The organism is Paenibacillus radicis (ex Xue et al. 2023), assembly GCF_024722015.1.
Lineage (GTDB): Bacteria > Bacillota > Bacilli > Paenibacillales > NBRC-103111 > Paenibacillus_S.
Genome location: NZ_JANQBD010000051.1, coordinates 1 through 20494, shown reverse-complemented (window position 1 = coordinate 20494; position 20494 = coordinate 1). Strand labels below are relative to the sequence as shown.

The 20494-nt window shown below is 46.9% G+C and carries 21 protein-coding genes and 1 rRNA gene; 12 read left to right on the top strand and 10 right to left on the bottom strand.

The genetic code is table 11. The features are described 5' to 3' along the window. Window positions 1-145 precede the first annotated feature (145 nt). The gene (locus tag NV381_RS36620; RefSeq protein WP_258218197.1) at window positions 146-574 is read left to right on the top strand and encodes a hypothetical protein; all 429 of its coding nucleotides are present in this window, start codon (window positions 146-148) and stop codon (window positions 572-574) included. 31 nt (window positions 575-605) lie between these two features. Next, window positions 606-2147 (top strand): DUF4153 domain-containing protein, encoded by a 1542-nt coding sequence (locus tag NV381_RS36615; RefSeq protein WP_258218196.1) that lies wholly within the window; start codon window positions 606-608, stop codon window positions 2145-2147. 133 nt (window positions 2148-2280) lie between these two features. On the opposite strand, the gene NV381_RS36610 is transcribed toward NV381_RS36615, so the two are convergent. From NV381_RS36610 to NV381_RS36600, 3 genes are read right to left on the bottom strand one after another with little or no spacing between them, the layout of a single operon-like run. Beyond that, complete coding sequence (locus NV381_RS36610) at window positions 2281-3024, bottom strand: HAD family hydrolase (RefSeq protein ID WP_258218195.1); 744 nt, start codon at window positions 3022-3024, stop codon at window positions 2281-2283. A gap of 27 nt (window positions 3025-3051) precedes the next feature. Then, entirely contained in the window at window positions 3052-3453 is a 402-nt protein-coding gene (locus NV381_RS36605) for a bactofilin family protein (protein WP_258218194.1), read from the bottom strand. Between the two features lie 56 nt (window positions 3454-3509). Beyond that, window positions 3510-4496: a M23 family metallopeptidase gene (locus tag NV381_RS36600; protein ID WP_258218193.1), complete on the bottom strand. Its 987-nt coding sequence runs from the start codon at window positions 4494-4496 to the stop codon at window positions 3510-3512. A gap of 80 nt (window positions 4497-4576) precedes the next feature. On the opposite strand from NV381_RS36600, the gene NV381_RS36595 reads away from it, so the two are divergent. Then, window positions 4577-4948: a hypothetical protein gene (locus NV381_RS36595; protein WP_258218192.1), complete on the top strand. Its 372-nt coding sequence runs from the start codon at window positions 4577-4579 to the stop codon at window positions 4946-4948. Between the two features lie 57 nt (window positions 4949-5005). Here the strand turns inward: NV381_RS36595 and NV381_RS36590 are convergent, their stop codons facing one another. From NV381_RS36590 to NV381_RS36575, 4 genes are read right to left on the bottom strand one after another with little or no spacing between them, the layout of a single operon-like run. Then, the gene (locus tag NV381_RS36590; RefSeq protein WP_258218191.1) at window positions 5006-6469 is read right to left on the bottom strand and encodes a GerAB/ArcD/ProY family transporter; all 1464 of its coding nucleotides are present in this window, start codon (window positions 6467-6469) and stop codon (window positions 5006-5008) included. A 26-nt stretch (window positions 6470-6495) separates the two neighbouring features. After that, window positions 6496-6726, bottom strand: a complete 231-nt coding sequence (locus tag NV381_RS36585; RefSeq protein ID WP_258218190.1) for a hypothetical protein — start codon at window positions 6724-6726, stop codon at window positions 6496-6498. Next, window positions 6723-7892 carry a Ger(x)C family spore germination protein gene (locus NV381_RS36580; protein ID WP_258218189.1) on the bottom strand — a complete coding sequence of 390 codons (1170 nt, stop codon included), beginning with the start codon at window positions 7890-7892 and terminating at the stop codon, window positions 6723-6725. Before NV381_RS36580 ends, NV381_RS36585 begins: the two co-directional genes overlap by 4 nt. Further along, entirely contained in the window at window positions 7892-9517 is a 1626-nt protein-coding gene (locus tag NV381_RS36575; protein ID WP_419182336.1) for a spore germination protein, read from the bottom strand. Before NV381_RS36575 ends, NV381_RS36580 begins: the two co-directional genes overlap by 1 nt. 222 nt (window positions 9518-9739) lie before the next feature. Here NV381_RS36575 and cls point away from each other — a divergent pair, with 222 nt between their 5' ends. Further along, the gene (gene cls, locus NV381_RS36570) at window positions 9740-11170 is read left to right on the top strand and encodes a cardiolipin synthase (protein WP_258218188.1); all 1431 of its coding nucleotides are present in this window, start codon (window positions 9740-9742) and stop codon (window positions 11168-11170) included. 235 nt (window positions 11171-11405) lie between these two features. Here the strand turns inward: cls and ligD are convergent, their stop codons facing one another. The 3 genes from ligD to NV381_RS36555 form a co-directional block, all read right to left on the bottom strand. After that, window positions 11406-12299, bottom strand: a complete 894-nt coding sequence (gene ligD / locus NV381_RS36565) for a non-homologous end-joining DNA ligase (protein ID WP_258218187.1) — start codon at window positions 12297-12299, stop codon at window positions 11406-11408. A gap of 114 nt (window positions 12300-12413) precedes the next feature. Further along, complete coding sequence (locus NV381_RS36560) at window positions 12414-13328, bottom strand: DNA ligase (protein WP_258218186.1); 915 nt, start codon at window positions 13326-13328, stop codon at window positions 12414-12416. Further along, window positions 13325-14170 carry a Ku protein gene (locus tag NV381_RS36555; protein WP_258218185.1) on the bottom strand — a complete coding sequence of 282 codons (846 nt, stop codon included), beginning with the start codon at window positions 14168-14170 and terminating at the stop codon, window positions 13325-13327. The genes NV381_RS36560 and NV381_RS36555 overlap by 4 nt, the downstream gene beginning before the upstream one ends. 147 nt (window positions 14171-14317) lie before the next feature. Here NV381_RS36555 and NV381_RS36550 point away from each other — a divergent pair, with 147 nt between their 5' ends. The 8 genes from NV381_RS36550 to NV381_RS36515 form a co-directional block, all read left to right on the top strand. Continuing rightward, window positions 14318-14548, top strand: a complete 231-nt coding sequence (locus tag NV381_RS36550; protein WP_258218211.1) for a hypothetical protein — start codon at window positions 14318-14320, stop codon at window positions 14546-14548. Window positions 14549-14552: 4 nt separating this feature from the next. Next, window positions 14553-14735, top strand: coding sequence for an H-type small acid-soluble spore protein (locus tag NV381_RS36545; RefSeq protein ID WP_258218184.1), 183 nt, complete (start codon window positions 14553-14555; stop codon window positions 14733-14735). A 223-nt stretch (window positions 14736-14958) separates the two neighbouring features. Next, window positions 14959-16002, top strand: coding sequence for a thiamine-phosphate kinase (thiL, locus tag NV381_RS36540; protein ID WP_258218183.1), 1044 nt, complete (start codon window positions 14959-14961; stop codon window positions 16000-16002). 6 nt (window positions 16003-16008) lie between these two features. Further along, window positions 16009-16500, top strand: coding sequence for a tRNA (adenosine(37)-N6)-threonylcarbamoyltransferase complex ATPase subunit type 1 TsaE (gene tsaE / locus NV381_RS36535; RefSeq protein ID WP_258218182.1), 492 nt, complete (start codon window positions 16009-16011; stop codon window positions 16498-16500). Continuing rightward, complete coding sequence (tsaB, locus tag NV381_RS36530) at window positions 16500-17405, top strand: tRNA (adenosine(37)-N6)-threonylcarbamoyltransferase complex dimerization subunit type 1 TsaB (RefSeq protein ID WP_258218181.1); 906 nt, start codon at window positions 16500-16502, stop codon at window positions 17403-17405. Before tsaE ends, tsaB begins: the two co-directional genes overlap by 1 nt. A 14-nt stretch (window positions 17406-17419) precedes the next feature. After that, the gene (rimI, locus tag NV381_RS36525) at window positions 17420-17938 is read left to right on the top strand and encodes a ribosomal protein S18-alanine N-acetyltransferase (RefSeq protein WP_258218180.1); all 519 of its coding nucleotides are present in this window, start codon (window positions 17420-17422) and stop codon (window positions 17936-17938) included. 98 nt (window positions 17939-18036) lie between these two features. Continuing rightward, window positions 18037-19044: a tRNA (adenosine(37)-N6)-threonylcarbamoyltransferase complex transferase subunit TsaD gene (tsaD, locus tag NV381_RS36520; RefSeq protein WP_258218207.1), complete on the top strand. Its 1008-nt coding sequence runs from the start codon at window positions 18037-18039 to the stop codon at window positions 19042-19044. A gap of 1236 nt (window positions 19045-20280) precedes the next feature. Continuing rightward, a 16S ribosomal RNA gene (locus tag NV381_RS36515) occupies window positions 20281-20494 on the top strand; the annotation flags it as partial.

Sequence of the window (20494 nt, the reverse complement as noted above, 5' to 3'; positions counted from 1 at the left end):
TAAGCATAACCGTTTTCTGGAATGAAAAACAGGAAATTTCCATTTGCAAACTTGCGCCTTTTATTCCTGTTTTATCGTCTACAATAAGATTCGAACCTAACCTACGAGATGCTTGCGTGCTGCGACACGACAGGAAGGAGCGAATATGAAGGGATATCCGATTAAACCGGAAGCTTGCCCGCTACAGCTGCATTGGGCTGATCAATTTGTGAATGAATCCGAGAGGTCTATCGATGAGGAGGATGCGGCGACTGTAGCGCAAATGGTCATTTTTTATGCTAGTTTGCAGCTTGAGATGATGTTTCCCCCTGCTAATTTCTCAAGGGCTCAATTAGAGATAACGGCTGCCAAGGATTGGCTGCTAGCCTCGGAGGAGGAGATCGTCCATGCTTCCATAGAGCGAGATCCGCAAGCCAACCGACGTTTATTACAGTTGTCGCTGTATGTGATACGGCTTGCTGAGCCTTCCGTGCTTTCATTGGAGGAAAGTGCGGAGCTTCGTATGTACGCAGGGCCTTATATACGGTGTGCTCGTGAGCGACTTCAACTTCTGGCCGAACAGTGGTTTCACTAAATCGATCTTACATTGGAGGTAAGCATCTATTATGATTATCCATGATTCTGCGATCAAGCATGATAAGCTGTTGCTGCTGGGAGCTTTACTATGCGGCTGTCTGCATCACATGATGTTTTATGAAAAAGCCTGGGGAATATCTTATCCCCTGTTTATGTTAGTGTTTTATGTTTACTTTTATTGGGCGGTGAAGGAACGCTGCGAGCTTCGTTTCGATGCCTCCTTGTTAATGGTTCTGCCGATTGTTCTGCTGTCATTAACCTACACGGCTTTTACTAACAGCCTGTTTGCTTTTTTGAATGCGTTGGTAATTCCCGTTCTGATCGTGATTCACACCACATGGGTTATGCGTAAGGGGGCTGTCCACTGGTATGAGAGGGGTATTATCCAGGCGGTATTGGAGCAGCTGTTCCTACATACGCTCAGCTACGTGCCGATGCCAGTGAAAGTAGCCATTAGGTCACTGGCGGGCAAAATTAACGCAAGCCGTTCCCAACAAATATGGAAAATTTCGGCGGGGATAGCTATTTCATTACCGCTTCTGCTGCTGGTTGTCTCGCTGCTGGCATCGGCGGATACGATGTTCGACCGTATGCTGAACAAGCTGCCGGAGCTGCTGAAGCAGTTTGAAATCATACAATTCATGTTCAGAACAGGCTGGATCGTCATAGTGAGCATAGCCTTATTCGCCTATATTTATGGGTTGCTCCATCCTAAAGAAATCAAGCAACCAATGAGAGTGGAAGATGAATGGGGAAGGGATTCCATCAAATCTGCAAATCCCGACGAGTATCCGCTGGTGGCGAATAAGCCAATGCGTTTCGATGCTACCATTACAGCCACGATATTATTAATAATGAATGCAGTTTACGTACTATTCGCCGTTGTGCAGTTTTCGTATTTTTTCGCGGGAGGCTCCGCCTTGTTGCCTGATGGGGTGACTTATGCCGAATATGCCCGCCGCGGATTCGCAGAGCTTGTAGTAGTCACTGTAATTAACTTTACATTGCTGATGGTAACTCTGCATGGGGTTGACCGCTCGGTTCCCTCGATGGATCGCTTTTTGCGGGTGCTGTTGGCGATGCTTATTGGATGTACGGCCGTTATGCTGTGCTCTGCCTATTTCCGTTTGTCGATGTATGAGGAAGCCTACGGCTTCACAATATCAAGAGTGCTAGTTCACGCCTTTATGATATTTCTGCTGCTATTATTTGCTATTGCGCTGATCAAAGTAAAAAAGGACCATTTCCAATTAATGAAGCCTTACCTAATTGCAGGAATGGCATCTTACGTACTGTTGAATTATATCCAAGTGGATGGAATCATTGCATCGAGTAATATAAAGCGCTATGAAACGACGGGTAAAATAGATACGGGATACTTGGGATCATTGAGCTTCGAGGTAGTGCCTTATTTGATAAGTTTGCAAAGCAAGCATCCCGAAATAGAGGGGGCGAAGGAGGCTCTGCAAACCATCAAGGACCGATTGCCGCATAAGCTGGAAACCTCTTGGCTCTCGTTCAATGTATCCGAGTGGAGAGCGGCTAAAGCACTGCAGAAGCAGACCGATTGAGCTGGAGTCAGAAGAAGGGATAGGGATCGATCATCCGAGGCATGGAGCGGGTTTAATCAGTATCATGTGCTTGTTACGCCGGACTTCCTGACTCCAGCAGACTTGAAGGAGTCAGGCATGACACGACATTTACTTATACAGTGGCACCTGAGAAGTAACGACGTATCGCGTCGGGAATATCTTTGAGTGTCGTCAAGGTAAGGTAAGCGCCTTGGGGCTCCGCATCTACTTCCACGTTATTGAAAGACCATTCCTGAATAGCTGGCATGAAGATGGAATGAATGCCTGTTTTTAAAGCGGGCGTTACATCGGTACGCAATGAGTTGCCTATCATCCAGGTTGATTTCCGGTCTAATGCTTGTTCCATGATAAGCGCTTCAAGAAAATCAACGGTTTTATGTCGGGCTACATGAATACGGCCGGCAAAAAATGGCAATAGACCGGCCTCGGTAACCTTGCGCATTTGGATGATGGGGTCTCCTCCCGTATACAAATGCAGCACATGTCCATCGGCCTGCAGCTCGTTTAAAGTTTCCAGCATAAAAGGGTAAGGCTCGATGCTATGTCCGTAAACACCTCTCCCAAGCTCCATTAGCCGTTCGATTTCGTCCGTGTCTTTGATTCTTCCGGTTAAATCGGAGAAATAATCATAGGTTTCAACGAATGATTCAGGAAAATGATCCGGAGCAAAGCCACTTTGCAGCACGCGATCCAGGTCAATCTGCGACTGTTTCTTCTTAATCTCTTCAACCGGTATATGGTAAGTGTGAAACCACATTTCCATCTGATCCGCGAATTGATCAACGACAATATCGAAGTATTTGTTGCAATGGATTAATGTATCGTCCAGATCGAATAAAATCGTTTGTTTTATCATAGGAGCACTCCAACTTTTTTTCAATAATTATACCATGGTACAAGGGGAAATCCTATCACCCGACATCACGGCCATTTGGCTGGTCCCCTGAAATAGAGCGCCCTTCTCGATAATAAGCGAGCCCGCGTGCACCGTGCCGATCAGTCTTCCTGTAGCTGTAATTCTCACGATGCCGTCAGCTTTGACAACACCTTCCATTCGTCCGGCAATGATCACGTCCCGGGCTGTTACTGTGGAGCGGACAAAGCCTTTCTCCCCGATAACGACCTCTCCGGTGGTATGTAGATCACCTGTTACCTCCCCTTCAATTCGCATGTCGGCCTCAGAGGTGCAGCTGCCTTCAAACAATGTTTTTTCACCGAACAATGTGTCGGTTGCCGCATAGCGGCGCTGAATCTTGGGCTTGCCGGTCAATCTCAGCATATACATGGTTGAACTCCTTTGGATGTGGTTTAAGCTTTACCGGTTATGATTTAGGGTAGACTCTACCGATTGGGTAAGTAAGGCTTGGGATCGGTGCTTTTCCCGTTATGTACAATTTCATAATGCAGATGAGGCCCGGTACTTCGGCCTGATGTGCCAAGCTTGCCTATTTGCTGGCCCCGTTCGATTCGATCCCCGCGTTTAACGAGTATGCCATTGAGATGCATGTACCAGGTATGCACTCCATTGCCGTGATCAATCACGATATTGTGGCCGTGAAATTTATCGTAGCCAGCCGTTATAGCAGTTCCTTTAGCGGAGGCATATACAGGATCATTCATTTTACCAGCGATGTCGATGCCTCGGTGGAAGCTTAGCTTATCGGTGAATGGATCCTTGCGATAACCGAAGGCCGATGTGATGGTCTTCGTATGCGTTGGCCAAAGGCTTGGAATTCGCAGCAGCTGATCCTGTTTGGCCAGCATCGATTGCTTGGATTGAGTCCAGTGCGCCTGAAGCTCGGCGATTTCCTGCTTCAAAGCTATGTAGCTGGCATGGGTCGTGTGAAACAGCGTATTCATTTGCTGCGTTGTAACAAGATGAGCCGGGCCGCCCATACCACCAGCCGCCTGTGCCTTTACTTCTGAGGCATCCTCTGAGCCGGAGCCTGACTGAGTTTCCTTCATCGAGGTCAACTTCTTCAGCTCGTGCTCCAGCTGCTTCATTTGCTCCATCTGGCTCCGCACCTCAGCAGCCTGCTGTGACAGCTGAAACACTTCGTTTTGCAGATGATCGATTGTCTTGTTTTTATTCGTTAAATCCTGCTCCAACCGGCTGGTCTGATCATTCACTCTCGCTTCGGTTAGCTGCGCGGCTGCTGAGGAGTGGAAATAGACACCGTATAAATACGAGGCTGTTCCCAGCAGCAGAATGATACCTAAGAGGGCCAAGTAAAGCTCCCCCCGGGACATCTTTACACGCATGACGCTTCCATTCGCCTCAGGAATAATGACGAATGTCAGCTTGTTTTGTAACCACTTCAATCTCATGATAACTCCTTTCGGTATGTTGCGAACGGCCCTGGCATATAGTGAAGATAATGAAAGCTACGCCGTGAGGAGGAGTTCGCTTGTCTTTTAAAACGAGCCGTATCAATTTGATGGAGCGCCTTGCCCTTCATTTGAAATCTGAAGTGGCTCTGCAGGCAGTGGGCTTTGCAAGTGAGCCGGGTGTGCTGCAAAAGGTCGGTAAACGGTTTATACGAGTCAGTGGACAATTTTTTGTACCTCACACCTTGCAGGAAATTGTTCTGCTTGGCGTCCCTCCCAGGACTAGAGGCACAAAGGTTGGCTTGCGTACGACGTATATGGGCAGCTTTTCGGCAGTGCTGGTTAAGGCTGGAGTCGATTTTGCCGAAGTCATCGTTACCCGTCAAGACGAAGAGGAAGAGCTTGTAATATTAATTCCTTATAACCATTTGATCAGCATTGAGCAGATCTAAGCCGGTTAATTAGTTGGCCTTGCTCCCGCATCCAACCCTGTCTGATGCAAGGCCATGTCAGCCTTTTCTATGCTGCTTGGCTGTAAATAGCTCCATGTATGAGCTCAATACAACCACAATTGTGCAGAAACCGTAGGTAAAGCCACAAATGACACCGATGCTGGAGTGGTGCTTGCTCATCCACAATCCTACACATACACTTATTAAACTTATGAGTAAAAGAAGGTTGCTGGAAAGCTGCCAGGTCCGAAGTGTGAAGGGATGAAATACGGCTGGAGCTGGATTGGGCTGACCATTTGATGTTCGTTTTCTTTTTGATCTGGACTGCGACTTATCTGAAGTTTCCTTACGATCCGTCGTATCGCCTTTTCCATCTGTTTCTGAGAGCTGGCTTTGGTCCTTCTGTTTGGAACTGTCCTGCATCGGAGAATTTATTTGTGATTTAACCGGATGCCGGAAGGCAAATAACCACAGCAGCAGAAATAACACAGGCTGGTAGCTAAGTACAATAATTGGCGAGCTGTAGTTCCCAAAGCTGAACACCTCGGAGGTGCCTTTAAAGGAAAGAAGCGTTGTCAGCAGAAGCAAGAGCACAACCGGTGTGTTAATAGAGCTGTAGTCCCGCTGTTTGACCAAGCTAGCTATGCCTGTAATAAATGCGAGGTAGATCAGAATAACCTCACAAGCCGTCACCGGAAACCATATGCTTAAGATGATCAAATCCATGCGATCCAAAAAGTCGGTTATATGGATTTGCTGCACTAGATTATAGTTCGGGTAGAGAAAGTTGCCTGCCATGTTCGGTCCAAGTACAAGCACCTCCAGCACTAAAAATGTTATCAGCAACAAAGAAGCTAGAAACACACCATGGCGCATAGCGGAGTGAACCTGCTTGGATTCCCACAGCGTGTGAAGAAAGGCTCCCATGATGAAGATATCTCCGTACCAGCCCAGACTTAGTGTATTTGAGGCTAAGAAATTTTTGATAGTTCCAGCCATAGTCGGCAGCAATAAAAAGCCATCTATTTCATTAGTTAGCATCAAGGACGATAAAATCAGAAGGAAAAAGAGAGGAAACATCAGATCATTCACTCTCGCCAGTACTTCAACGCTAGTTTTTCCATAATACAGGAGCAGTAAGGTAAACAGCATGATAATGATTTCTTCAGGTGTCTCTGGCAGCAGCGTGATTCCTACAAACATGCCCACTGAGCTAAGATCGCGTACAAGAATAAGCCACAGATGCAGCAGCAAGACGAGATTGACAATAGTTCCAATCATCCCCCCAAACACAATTTTCGTAATTTCAAACAGGTTTTTTCCCGGAAATCGTCGGACCATCTGACTAAATATATAGCAGAGGGCGATGACATAGAAGGTAGGAAGAGTATAAGACATCCATGCATCCATGCTGTTAACTCTTAGCAGTACCTGCTGGATACTTACCAGTCCACCACCAGTCAATAAGGAAGCTGTCAGCCAAGAAAATTGCCGATAATTGATAATTTGCTTCTGATCCATTTTTGTCACCGCCTCTTCTGTCAGATTTAATGGTGAACGATAGAGAAAACCCAGGGTGAAACTTGTTTGATGAAGAAATGGGTTGGCATTGGAATTTTTATCCCAATAATCATTGAAATAAACGTAATGCAGGTCAGAGTATACAGGGTTATGTACATCCCCTTGATTGATTTATGCTGCTTGCGCAGTCTTTTTAAATCAAATAGCAGGTTTACCAATAAGATAAACCCAAAAGCGACCAGAAATATCTTGTTCATTCATCTATTCTCTCCTTGGTTACATTTTCGTAGATCAATCCTGTGTTAGTGATATCGCTCTCTACCTGAATGGTGAAGTGTGCGTCCTTCATCGCATCCGGCCATTGTTTCTTGAAGCTTTTTTTCCAAAGATCCGGGTAAGCGCGCCATATATAGGTCCCGAGGAGGGCGGGGTCCGTATTGGTTTTTATTGATTTATCAATTAAAGCCTGCATGCTCTTTTTGATATAAGCGGATAGAGTATGTTCAACCTCAATCATTTTTTTCATCTGACTTAGGTCATAAAAGGAACGGTCCTCCGACAGCCTTGCTTTGGCCATCGTTTTAATCAGGTATTCTATGTTCCCGTTATTTATATTGACGGTGATTTTCGTTTTGGTATTATAAACGTTTAAAGTCATCAGATGCTCCTCGGCGACCATCAAGGTGACGCTTTCGATAGTGTTACTATTATGAAGCCAGGAGAATCCTTGAGCAGTTTCATTCTCAAATGTTCCTATCATTTTATCTCCATGAAACTGAGCGTAGCCCTTGAGTTCAATCTCCTTTGAAGTCTTTTCGCCTTTTTGCGATTCCTTGACTGCTACATAAACGGCAACCGGATCTCCACCCTGAGAGCTTAAGCCTAATGCAATGTCCTTCATATTCATGTCCTCAAAAGCGCGGTACTTAGCAAGCTCACGGATCGCTTCTGAAGGAAATCTTTCGAAGCGAGGGGTAGCTTGCAGCATCTCATAAGCCGTCCCTTTGGTAACCAGCATATAAGTCGACATTCTGTTTTCAGGACTGCGTGGAGTAGCGTCGAATAAATCTCGAATTCCCCGCTTAGCCATTTCCTCCCCAATTAGAATAGTTCTTCGATGTGCCAGATACATACGCCGCGACATTCTCTTTTGCAGCTTCATCTGGGCCTCTCGATAGGTGCGGCCTACCTCGGAATCGATATAGTAGCTTTTATCTCCGCTAGTGCCGCCTCCGCCTCCGCCAGGCCCCCCCATCTGACCTGGAAGCGGGAGCAATACGGAATAGCGGACTTGGCCGTCCTTCTCAACATCAAGCGCTGTTGATAGCACAAAGCCGACGTCATTGATTTCTGTGCGGTCCCAACAGCCGGTTAGCGGAAGAAGGAGTGTCAGCAGTAAGAGACTCAGAACACAACGCTTCATCAATGGACATCTTCCTCTCCACCATTAGTATGCTTGATATTCAGTCCGGTTTGTCCCCCCAGCTCGGAGATCTCATTTGATAAATCATCGCCTTGGCGTATAGAATCCTTCAATGGCATGAAGGTTGGACGTTTCTCCATCTTCCACCAGGGTGCACGAATTAGAACATCCTTCATGTCGCTTGAGGACAGAGGTCCGATTGGTGACAAGTAGGGAACGCCGAAGGAGCGTAAGTTCGCCATATGTCCGAGGATGAACATGACCATGATAAAAATACCGAATAAACCGAAAAATGCAGCTGCGAAAATAATGGGAAAGCGGAGCATTCGAATCGCTATCGCTCCATTAAACTTTGGAATGGTGAAGGATGCGATACCCGTAATGGAAACGACGATAACCATGGGTGCCGAGACAATTCCAGCCTGAACGGCCGCTTGCCCTACTACCAGAGCACCAAGGATACTCACGGCCGAGCCGATAGTTTTGGGCAAACGGATCCCGGCTTCTCGCAGCGCCTCAAAGGTAATTTCCATGATCAATGCTTCTACAACGGCAGGAAAAGGAATCGCTTCGCGCGCAGCTGCGATAGAAAGCAGCAAGGTGGTCGGCAGCAGGTCTTGATGGAACGTAGTAATTGCAACATAAAGGCCGGGAGTCAGCAGGGATAATATAACAAAGACATACCGCAGCCAACGGATTAAAGTTGAGATTTGAAACCGCTCGTAATAGTCCTCGCTCGCTTGCATAATTTCCACAAAGACGAACGGAATTATCAGAACGAATGGAGTCCCGTCTACGATAATTCCGACCCTGCCTTGCAGCAGAGCTGCAGCAACCATATCGGGTCGTTCCGTATATTGAACCTGCGGAAAGGGGGAAAATGCGGAATCCTGAATGAATTCTTCCAAATATCCTGATTCCAGAACGGCATCAATATCGATCTTATCCAGCCTTTTCAATAGCTCTTCCACAATATTCGGATCTGCTATGTCCTGCAGGTAAGTTACAACAACGCATGTATTGCTTTCCCGCCCGATGGTCAAGTTCTTCATCTTTAGATGGGGTGTCTTCAGTTTCCGGCGGATCATGGATGTGTTGGTCCGAATATTTTCAACGAACCCCTCACGCGGTCCACGAATGACGGATTCGGTTTCAGGCTCATTGATGGAACGCAGCGATGCCCCGCGAATACCTAGGAGCAAGGCTTGATTGTTGCCCTCAACAATTAGCCCTGCATCTCCACCTAATATAGAAAGAAGCAGTTCGGAATAATTGTCCGTTTGCTGAATTTGGGATACGGGCAATGTCGTTTCCATAATGCGGTCGATCAGCTGCTCTCGTCCCTCAAGTATCATGAGAGATTTCATCGCTTCGTTGGCCAGCTCGCAGTTCACCAGACCATCGACGAAAAATAGGATCGCTTTAACGCTTTCCTCTATTTTAAATTCCCTGATTACGAAGTCCGAGCAATCCTCGAATAGTCCAGTCAAATAGGTTTTATTTTCCTCAAGAGTCATAAAAACCGGTACCGATTTCAGTTCTGTGATGAACTGGTAGTCGAAATTTTGCAAGGATGAATCTTTGGAGTCTGAATTTTTTTTATCCCGGCTTTTCGTTTTGAACATGGCGACCTCCTTGTATTTTCCTAAAGAACCAAGGTGTGGAGGAGAGTATCCCATACTATGTTTCCTAAAAAAACAGAAATTATTAAATTATTTCCTGCCGGGTGTCAAACTGAGAGCTCCAAAGCGCTGGTCCGCACTGGTATAACAGATCAGTTAAAGGTCAAAGATAATACAATACCGGATCGAACGGGTTGACTTACCGAGAAGAGGAGGGTGGCTGCCTTGGTCTGGTTAATGGTTGCATTGGTGTTATTTATATTTCAGATCATCACCATTCTGCTGCATGAATTTCGTCATCCTTCAAAAACCGTAGCTTGGCTGGTCATTCTGTTTGTATTCCCGATAATTGGATTTATCATGTACTATTTCTTGGCCAAGGAATATACACAGCATAAAAAAGTTAGGCGAAAGAAGCTTCGCTACATCCCTAATCCGCAATATGAAGGACGCAGGTATGCGGCTTCGCAAATACATGGAGAAGAAATTCAGCATGACAACATTTGCAGTGAATCAAGACTTTACGCCTTATTAAATAACATTCCGAGCTCATCCTTCACGCAGCAGAATGAAGTTAGAGTGCTGACTAACGCTGATATGGCGTTTACGGCAATGCTTGAAGCGATGGAGAAGGCAAAATTGTACATACATTTTGAGTTTTATACATTTCGCAATGATACAATCGGACTCAAGTTTGAAGAGCTGCTTATTCGGAAAGCCGCCGAAGGTGTAAAGATTCGGTGTATTTTTGACGGTGTTGGCAGCTATAAGCTGTCCAAGCGTTACTTGGGCAAGCTTCGTGATGCTGGTGTGGAAACCTATATTTTCCTGCCGCCGCTTATTGCATTTTTCGATAAAAGGATGAATTACCGGAATCACCGAAAAATAGTTGTTGTAGATGGAAGCGTAGGTTATTTGGGCGGAATCAATATTGGGGAAGAGTATTTGGGGGGCAATCCGAAGCTGGGCTTCTGGAGAGATACGCATTTGGAGCTTAATGGTGATGCCGTATATTCACTTCAGTACACCTTTCTTACCGATTGGTTTTTTGTAAGCGGGCAGCGGCTAACCGATCCTATCTTGTTTCCAGAGCATTACAACACCGGGAGCAAACGTGTCCAAATTATAAGCAGTGGTCCGGATTCCAATCTGGATGCTATTCTGGAAATGTATTTCGGAGCTATTACTACAGCCAAAAAACGAATTTATATTACGACTCCTTACTTTGTTCCTGATCCGAGCATTAATATGGGGTTAAAAACAGCGGCTGTCAGCGGAGTGGACGTCAGAGTTATTTATCCCGAGCGTCCGGATTCCAAGCTGGTCCATTATGCTTCATTATCGTATTTTGAAGAGCTGATGCAGGCAGGCGTACGTTTTTACTCCTATAAAAAAGGCTTCATCCACGCTAAGGTACTCATCATAGATGACATTCTGGCGTCAGTAGGTACGGCAAATATGGATATGCGCAGTTTTTTTAGCAATTTCGAGCTTAATGCCGTGCTGTTTGATAAGGAAACGATCGGGCGGCTGGAAGCGGATTTCCTACAGGATCTAAAGGAGAGCGAGGAATTGAAGCTGGAGGTATTCGTTAAACGCTCAAGGGCTCAGAAGGGTAAAGAAGCTGCGGCCCGACTTCTGTCGCCTTTGTTCTAGGAGTCTTCGAACGAAAGCAGAACCGTGAATATTAATCATTTCTATGGTTATTACGGGAAAGGGATGGCACTCCACCGCTCTAGAAATTAAAGTTGTCTTTAACTTACCTTGCGGTAACAACTTCATTTCAAAGGCGGCCGTAAACTTTCCGTACCATTCCCTTATCCCTCCATAACCAATCAATTAATATTCACGAAATATCGTGGGCTGGCGAGACTCCTAGAAGTCTTTTATATTAAATAAAAGACAATACATGCTTCAGGCTTTGGGGAGGAAGCTGTTGAATCAAATCTCCTGTTTGTGCTAAACGATCACCAATGGTAAGTAGATTGAACTCACGCGGGTCGCAGCGGCGGGCTACTTCATCCCAGCGAAGCGGGGTGGAAACAGTCGCGTCTTTGCGTGCCCGCGGCGTGTACGGAGCCGATAGCGTCTTTCCATACCAATGCTGCAAATAATCGATATAGATAAGCTTGCCGCGATCCTTCTTTAAACGCTCAATCGTAAACAGCTTGGGGTACTTCTGAACGGAGTATTGAGCTACAAAATGGCCGATCTTACGCAACTGCTCAAAGGTATAGCCATGTTCACGCACAATGGGCACATAAATTTGCACGCCTGTGGCTCCGGAGGTTTTGGGGACCGATTGGATGTTCATTCGATCAAGCGCCTCACCGATTATTTCGGCTGCCTCCATGATGCGGGGCTCTGGGTCCAAGCTTGGATCGATGTCTATGAGCCACTCTTCAGGCAGCTGTTCACCGATCAGGTGAAAGGACGGATGAAACTCGAGGCTTGCCAAATTACCCAGCCACAGCAGGGTGGGGGCAGAGTCCAGATGTACATAATTAATGCCTTCCAGCACTGCTGTTTTAACAAAATCGGGTATAGGCTCGGGAGCATTTTTCTGATAAAACGACTTATCGGCATAGCCATTAGGAAAACGAATGGTCGTTAAATAGCGGTTGCGGCAGTATGTCAACAAGTAAGGGGCCAGCATGAGCAGCTTTTCCAAATAGATGATTTTGCTGATCCCCATCTCCGGCCACAGCAGTTTGTTCGGATTTGTAATCGTAATCTCCTGTCCCTCGATAACTACGGTTCCTTTATTCTTCGCTGCAACAGCCATCTGGTGAACCTCCTTAGGGTATCCGTAAGAAAATCTGCTTAGCAAGTTTGCATACATAAATTTTTAGGTAATTAGACGTTAAGACGGTTAAAGATTCAGGGCATAAACTAACCCTTATTTGATATCATGGAACTTTACGATTTTGGGATGACGAAGTTGTCCATCTGAGGTGACTTCAAGTCCAGTTACCGTGCAAAGAAACGGGCTGCGGAGCCACAAAATTTGCTCCTTTTTTAACTCAGCGGGGAGTGTACCGAGCTGCGGCGTATCCAGCTTGCGCTTAGAGCCCTCCTGCAGCAATTGGGCTTTGCGTTTTTCGTCCAAACCCGATGAAACTCGGCCGAATAGTACACCGTCTTTGGCCATAATGAGACTTGCAACATGTCCTCCGCGAATAATCAAGCCAGGTATGGCAACTTCGAACAGCAGCGATGTTTTCTTTTTATACCAGTCTTTATGACGCTTTCCTTCACGGTAAGGGCTGGCAAGTCTCTTGGCTACAACGCCTTCCCAGCCGCCTTGCTCAACCCAACTCCATAGCGCCGATAGATCGCTGAACAGATCCGTTACAAACAGCTGCGGCTGCTTGTCCGGTACAAGCTGCAGCAGTCTGCGATGGCGCTCCACATAAGGGAGGGAACGCAAGTCTTCTCCGTTCCAATACAGCAGATCAAAAAGCACAAAGATAAAATGATTGCCGTCATGAACTCCTGCCTTGAATGAGCGTGACCGTTCCCTTTTAAGAATCAGCTGAAAATTAGGCCGCTGCTTGCTTTGGTCGAAAATGACCGCTTCGCCGTCAATCAGGCAGGTATGTTTTTGCTGTATGGGCTCAAGCAGTTCCATGGCTTCTGGATAGAGGAGCGATTTATTGAGCATCTGCCTTGAAAACAGCTCGGTCCGGCCCTCTTCCATTCGCGCAAGCAGCCGTACGCCATCCCACTTAATTTGATAGCCCCACTCTTCTCCCACGGGCAGCGTATCGACGGCAATAGGGGCCATAGGTTCCTTGGGCAGCAAAATTGTCATGATACGGTGTCCTTCACCTTATCCTCCTTGGCTGATTTTCTTGCTTTTGGTTTAGGTCCTGATGTTTCCGGCAATGGCTTCATAGCGTCCAGACTGGCCTGAAGCGCAGACATAAGATCCACGACATTCGTTCTATGCGGCTCAGGCGCGACGCTGATCTGGTGTCCGCTAACCTTTTGCTCAATCGCATTAAGTACGGCTTCTCGGTAGTCATCTTTATATTTTTCCGGTTCAAAAGGAGTCGTTAGCTGGTCTATCAGCATTTTTGCCATTTGCAGCTCTTTATCATTCACATTGCTTTGCTGCGGCAGATTGGGAACCTGCTCAACCGAACGGATTTCATCGGGGTAAAAAATAGTCTCCATGGCGATGCAATTATCAATGACCCGAATAGCGGCCAAGCTGCTTTTGGTACGGATGGACACTTTGGCAATGCCAATTTTCCCGGACTGCTTCATAGCTTCCAGCAGCAGGTTGTAAGCATTTGCTCCTGTTTCGTTAGGCGCGAGAAAGTAGGTTTTTTGAAAATAAATAGGGTCGATATCCGTCAATTGGACGAAATCGAGAATTTTGATTTCTTTGGTGACCTCGCCATTCAGATTATCCAATTCGTCCTTTTCGAATAAAACAAAGGCGCCAGGCTCATATTCATACCCCCGAGCAATTTCTTCCCATTCCACCTCGCGCTCACAGGTAAGGCATTTGCGCACAAAATTTAGCGGTGTCGTACATTCCTTATGGATATATCGCATGGATATATCCTTATCTTCCGTGGCTGAAAACATTTTGACAGGAACATGAACCAAGCCGAAGCTGATCGCACCTTTCCACACTGTATGCATAGCAGCATCTCCTTTTAAAGTTATTATCACTAGTATCCCCACATCATGAATGATTCACACCAAGAGAGGAATGATAAAACCAACAGAAACGACTATGCGTTCAATTCTGTTTAGACTAAAAGTAAGACTCTAAGGAGGAGCAGATCGATGGGGCAAAAAAATCAAGGTAATCAAGCGGAGCAAGAGAGTCAGGGAGAGTTGAACGAAGCAGCGACAGATGCGCTCCATCAAGGCCGGGAGGATTACTTCATGGACATTGACAGAATGGTTAATGAAGGACTCGGTGGGGGGTATGTCTCCGTCAATAACGGGCTTATTGAGGAGTCTACGACGGATACCATGGACCATCCCGAATCGGTTATTCAAGGCGAGGAATAGTCAGGTGAAGCTATATCGCGCTCAAGAGATTTTACAGTCGGAGGCCAAAATTGAGGTTGAGCTAAACGGAGTATCCGTATGGATTGATAGTGTGGACCCTGCGCAGGAAACGGCAAAAGTCCATGAAGAGCAGCGGCCGGCCGAGGCAAGAGTTGTGTCGGTAGAGGAGCTTCAGGAAGTTCAATAAAGTAATGCTAGCATAGATGCAGGTAATCAAAAGTGCTACTATTGCCCTTTCTTGAGATTAATACTCGGGATAGGGCTTTTTGTTAGTTGAATGTACAAATGCAAATTTTAAACCAAAGACATCGTAATGTATTTTTCTTTATAGCCGGCAAGGTTATGTTGTATTGCTACATGAGAATGGGAGGGCTATAATAGGGACAATACATGACGGAGGCGGTTGTAAGGTGAGCTCTATTGATGAATTTGCTCTCATTCAGTGGTTGACAGACGGCAAGCAGTCGCGTTCTTTTCAGCAAGCCGGGGGGGTTGAGACTGGCATTGGGGATGATGCTGCTGTAGCCAATATAACACCTGGCTATCAGCTGGTAATGACTTGCGATACGATGACAGAAACGATACATTTTAAAAATACAACTATGCGGGATCAGGATATCGGCTATAAGGCGATGGCATCGGCGATTAGCGATATTGCTGCGATGGGAGCGTTACCCAAGTATGCGCTGGTCGCTGTAAGCTGTCCTCAGGGTACGGAGCTAGCCCGGTTGGAAGAGCTGTACCTTGGGCTATACGACTGTGCGAACCAATGGAATGTAGTGATTGCGGGGGGAGACACAACGTCTTCCATGGGCGGAATTACGATTACAGTAACCGTTATAGGTGAGGTGGAGAAGGGCAAAGCTCTGCTTCGCTCTACAGCTGAACCAGGTGATGTGTTATTTGTTACCGGAATGCTTGGCTGCTCGGCAGCGGGCTTGGATTATTTGCTTAAGCGCGATTTACCGGCGGATCAATGGCCAGATCAGGCGCAGAGCCAACCGGAGCTAGATCGTTTGGTTCAGGCACACTGCCGGCCGAATCCGCGGATTGAAGCGGGGCGACTGCTTCAGGAATCCGGAGTATGCCATGCATTAAATGATGTAAGTGATGGACTGGCCAGCGAGGCTTGGGAAATCTCCGAGGCGTCTGGAGTAGGCATCGATCTGATTGAAGACAAGATTCCTATAGCCGACGAGCTAATGGTTTATTCGATGGATGCGGAGGAGGATCCGCTTGATTACATATTATTCGGCGGTGAGGACTATCAGCTCCTTGGCACTATGCCAGCCGAGCATGCCATCTCGATGCAGATGAAATTCAGGGAAGCGGGTCTTGCCCTCTATATAATAGGCTACGTCAACGAAGAAGCCGATGGAGTGAGGCTGGTCCAAAGCAGCGGATATGTCGTTCCTATTGATAAAAAAGGCTATAACCATTTTCGAAAGGGCTGATTGCAGATGACAGCTCCGGCTTATTACTATTCATATAAATCTGGCAATACTGAGCAGACGGGTGCTCTTGCGGCTGCACTTGCCGTGAGGTTTGTTCCGGGAACCGTCATAACGCTGGATGGGGATCTAGGGGCGGGTAAAACGACATTTTCACAAGCAGTAGCCAAAGCAATCGGCGTTAAAGGTATTGTGAACAGCCCGACCTTCACGTTGATTAAAGAATATGAAGGGGAGTCACTCCCTTTTTATCATATGGACGTATATCGTTTGTCTCTTGATGAGGCCGACGAGCTTGGATTGGACGATTATTTTTACGGTGACGGGGTTACTTTGATTGAGTGGTCTTCCTTGATTGAGGAGCTTTTACCTGAAGAAAGGCTTTCCATAACTATTGAGCATTGCGGTGAAGGAGGGCAGGAGCGTATGTTCCGGTTAATCCCTCACGGAAATACTTACATACAATGGTGCGAGCAGCTAAAGGAGAACGGAATTCTATAATGACAAGTACATCTAAATCTATTAACGGCACATTGCTTGCTATTGATACTTCAACAAGCTCCATGTCGGTAGCTTTAACCCGCGGAGGAGAGCTGCTCGGCGAATTGAATTCCAAGGCAGAAAGAAATCATTCCATTCATTTGATACCATTAATACAGCAACTGCTGTCTTCAGAAGGTATCCACCCGCGGGAATTGGATGCTATAGCGGTGGGGGTAGGACCTGGATCTTATACAGGTGTGCGTATTGGCGTCACAGTAGCCAAGACCTTCGCTTGGACGCATGGGATGGCTTTACTTGGTGTATCCAGTCTGGAGGCACTGGCTCTCGGAGGTGGCGCCGCTTATTTGTCTGGATCGGAAGCAGGACTTAAACCGGGACAGAAGATGAGCGCAGCGGATGAGAGTTTGCAGCAGGCAGAGGCAGCGGAAGTAACGCTTGGAACTAACGGAACCGCAGGTTCTGCCGAGGCAGCTCTTGGCAAGCAATCCGAGACGATCTGGATAGTTCCGATGTTTGAGGCTCGTAGAGGACAAGCTTATACAGGATTGTATCAAGCCTCACCTCAAGGCTGGAGTTGTCTGATTGCAGATGGAATTCGTTTGATGTCGGCTTGGACAGAAGAACTGCTAGAGCGAGCTGTGAATGCAGGCGCAGGCTCCACCATGCCGGATCGCATATTGTTCATTGGAGAAACGGCACTGCATGTAGAAGTACTGCAGCAATTCTTTGCTCGCTGGGCAGGAGCATCGGGCATAGTGAACCATGAGATACATGCTTGTCACATTGCTGAAATCGGGAGAAGGCAGTGGAAGGAAGGACGCATTGAGCAAGCGCATGCATTGATACCGAATTATACACAGCTTACTGAGGCTGAGGCCAATTTATTGGCTAAGAAACTGTAAGGGAGGCCGTAACGATGGAGGCGCAGGAACGTATAGAAGCCATTGGCCCCTTGGAATTCCGTGCAATGAGGCTGGATGATATTCCAGCTATTTGTGAAATTGAACGAGAAGCGTTCACCACACCATGGACCTCAGGGGCTTTTCATAACGAATTGACCAACAATCAATTTGCCCGGTATATGGTAATGGAATATGAAGCTCAAGTTATAGGCTATGGGGGAATGTGGCTGGTCATAGATGAGGCGCATGTTACCAATGTGGCTGTTCGTGAGGGCTACCGCGGCAAAAAGCTGGGTGAGATGCTGATGCGGGAATTGCAAAAAACAGCTAGCTTCCTCGGTGCTGAACGTATGACCCTTGAAGTGAGGCCTTCTAATATTATTGCACAGCGTCTATATGAAAAGCTCGGCTTTCATTCAGTCGGAGTCCGCCGCGGCTATTATACCGATAATCGGGAGGATGCTCTGGTGATGTGGGCCGATTTACCGAAATATGATCATACTTTGAATGAAAATACAGGGGAATTGCTATGAAAAAAAGTGCGGATCTAGACAATCAAGCAAGCTTATCCTCCGAATACAAGGAGTCAGAGGGCCAGAGCAGCAGTACGTCTCAGCCGGAGAAGCCCTCTATGATTCTAGCTATCGAAACTAGCTGTGATGAAACTTCGGTTGCTATTGTGGAGAATGGTACTATTATTCGTTCTAATATAGTATCGAGCCAAATCGAAACGCATCAACGCTTCGGGGGAGTCGTTCCGGAGGTTGCTTCACGCAAACATGTAGAGAGCATAACGTGGATTATCGAGGAAGCGTTTGAGAAGGCGGGAGTCAGTCCGCAGGAGCTGTCAGCAGTTGCTGTGACAGAAGGTCCCGGCTTAATCGGTGCGCTGCTGGTGGGAGTGGTGGCAGCCAAAACTTTGGCGTATTCACTCGATCTTCCATTAATTGGCGTACATCATATTGCCGGGCATATATACGCTAATCAGCTCGTTCATCAGCTGGAATATCCCTTTGTGGCTCTAGTAGTATCGGGCGGTCATACGGAGCTCGTGTATGTAGAGACGGAGGGCCGTTTCCAAATTATCGGCCAGACGAGAGATGACGCTGCTGGAGAAGCTTACGATAAAGTCGCGCGGGCTTTGAAGCTGCCGTATCCCGGGGGCCCTCATATCGACCGGCTCGCACACGAAGCGGAAGAAGGATTTCCTCTGCCACGTGCCTGGCTGGAGCAGGGCTCGTATGATTTCAGCTTTAGTGGGCTGAAATCAGCGGTGCTGTCCGCGTTGAACTCGGCTGCCATGAAGGGGCAGCCTCTAGAGCCGCGTGCCGTGGCCAAAGGCTTCCAGGACTCCGTCATCGAAGTCCTGGTGGAGAAGGCTCTTCGCGCCGTGCAAGCATACGGCGCGAAGCAGCTGCTGTTGGCGGGCGGCGTGGCCGCCAACAGAGGGCTGCGGGAGCAGCTGGCTGTGCGCTGCGCCGAAGCGGGAGTGCCGCTGATCGCTCCGCCGCTCAGCTTGTGCACGGACAATGCGGCGATGATTGCCGCCGCAGCGTTCCTGAAGCTGAAGCGAGGGCAGTTCTCCTCGCTTGAACTGAAGGCAGAGCCCATGATCAAGCTTGAGTCATGGTCAGTTTAACCCTAGGGGGCTATCCCAAAAGTCATTTTGAGACTGCCCCTCCACCATTTTATCCTGAATAGATGGTAGCAAAAGAGCCCTCAATTCCACTTTAATAGTTGAAGGCTTTTTTGTCTTAGTGATGAATAAGATGAGGTCGCTTTTCAGCGCGTACTCATCGCGGGTATCGTGTTCGTGGTTATTGGTTCGGTTACGGCATTGCATGGCAGTCTGGCGCACTCCGTGCAATTATCAGGAAAATGTCAAGTTAGTTACTCCGAAAATAGCGTTCCAAGTCTTATAGCTGGAATTCCTCATGCTAAATCTACGTATTTTGGCTGATATCCACCATTTCACCTCTATTAGAGTTAGTTTTTCCAGTTAGATTGATTTCAGGCGACATCCACGCTGGATTAGCGTTACAATTTCCATCTATTTTCTTTCCTTCCGCAGCGGCCCCGACAAATCATGGTCTCCTCTAGATTGAAAGCAGCCGCCCCATCACTTAAGTAACATCCAAAAAGCGGCCGGATTCATTTTTGGATTTTCGAACCCCCACTCTGATGGGAATTACCCTACAAAAAAGACGCTCCCATTTCCGCTTACATGGTGATTTTGGAGGCGTCTTTGTACATAGTTTGGGACTGATTCATTCACTGATACCCTTTTTGGACAGCCTCTTTATTATAATAACAGACTTAATAAGTTATCAGCGAAGCTGAAGAAGTCTGTTATTGCAAGAAAAGCTACCGCTTAGACACGAATGTATCTTCATCGAAAGGGCTTCGAATAGAAGCTTTTTTTAGTTTTATGGGCCAATTGAACAGCATGGAGATTCTAGCATTCTACTCTATCGATTAAGAAATGCTGCTAGGGCTTGCCCGGCGCTTGGCATTATTTCAAATTAGGAGACTTGACTGAGGTGAGTAGTTGGTTGAAATTTCCATTATTTAATGCTTGCATTCTCTTTTCGAATTTGTTATATTACATCTTGTCGCTTCTGAGGCAGTCGAATTTTGAAGAAGAAAATAAAGAAACTTCAAAAAAAGTACTTGCAATGGTGTAGACGAATATGATATATTGATCAGGTCGCTTTTGAGAGGTTGTCGAAAGAGAACGAAACAAAGCGAATATGGTCGAAGATTGCCCTTTGAAAACTGAACAACGAGTGAGTGTTAAAATAGAGAATGCAAATTCTCGCTAGCATTACTTTTGAGCTTAAGACAAGCTTGCGTTAAATGGTCTTCGTGACCAACTTTAATGGAGAGTTTGATCCTGGCTCAGGACGAACGCTGGCGGCGTGCCTAATACATGCAAGTCGAGCGGATTGTTCCTTCGGGAACAGTTAGCGGCGGACGGGTGAGTAACACGTAGGCAACCTGCCTGTAAGACCGGGATAACTATCGGAAACGATAGCTAAGAGCGGATAGCTGGATGGAACGCATGTTCTGTTCATGAAACACGGAGCAAT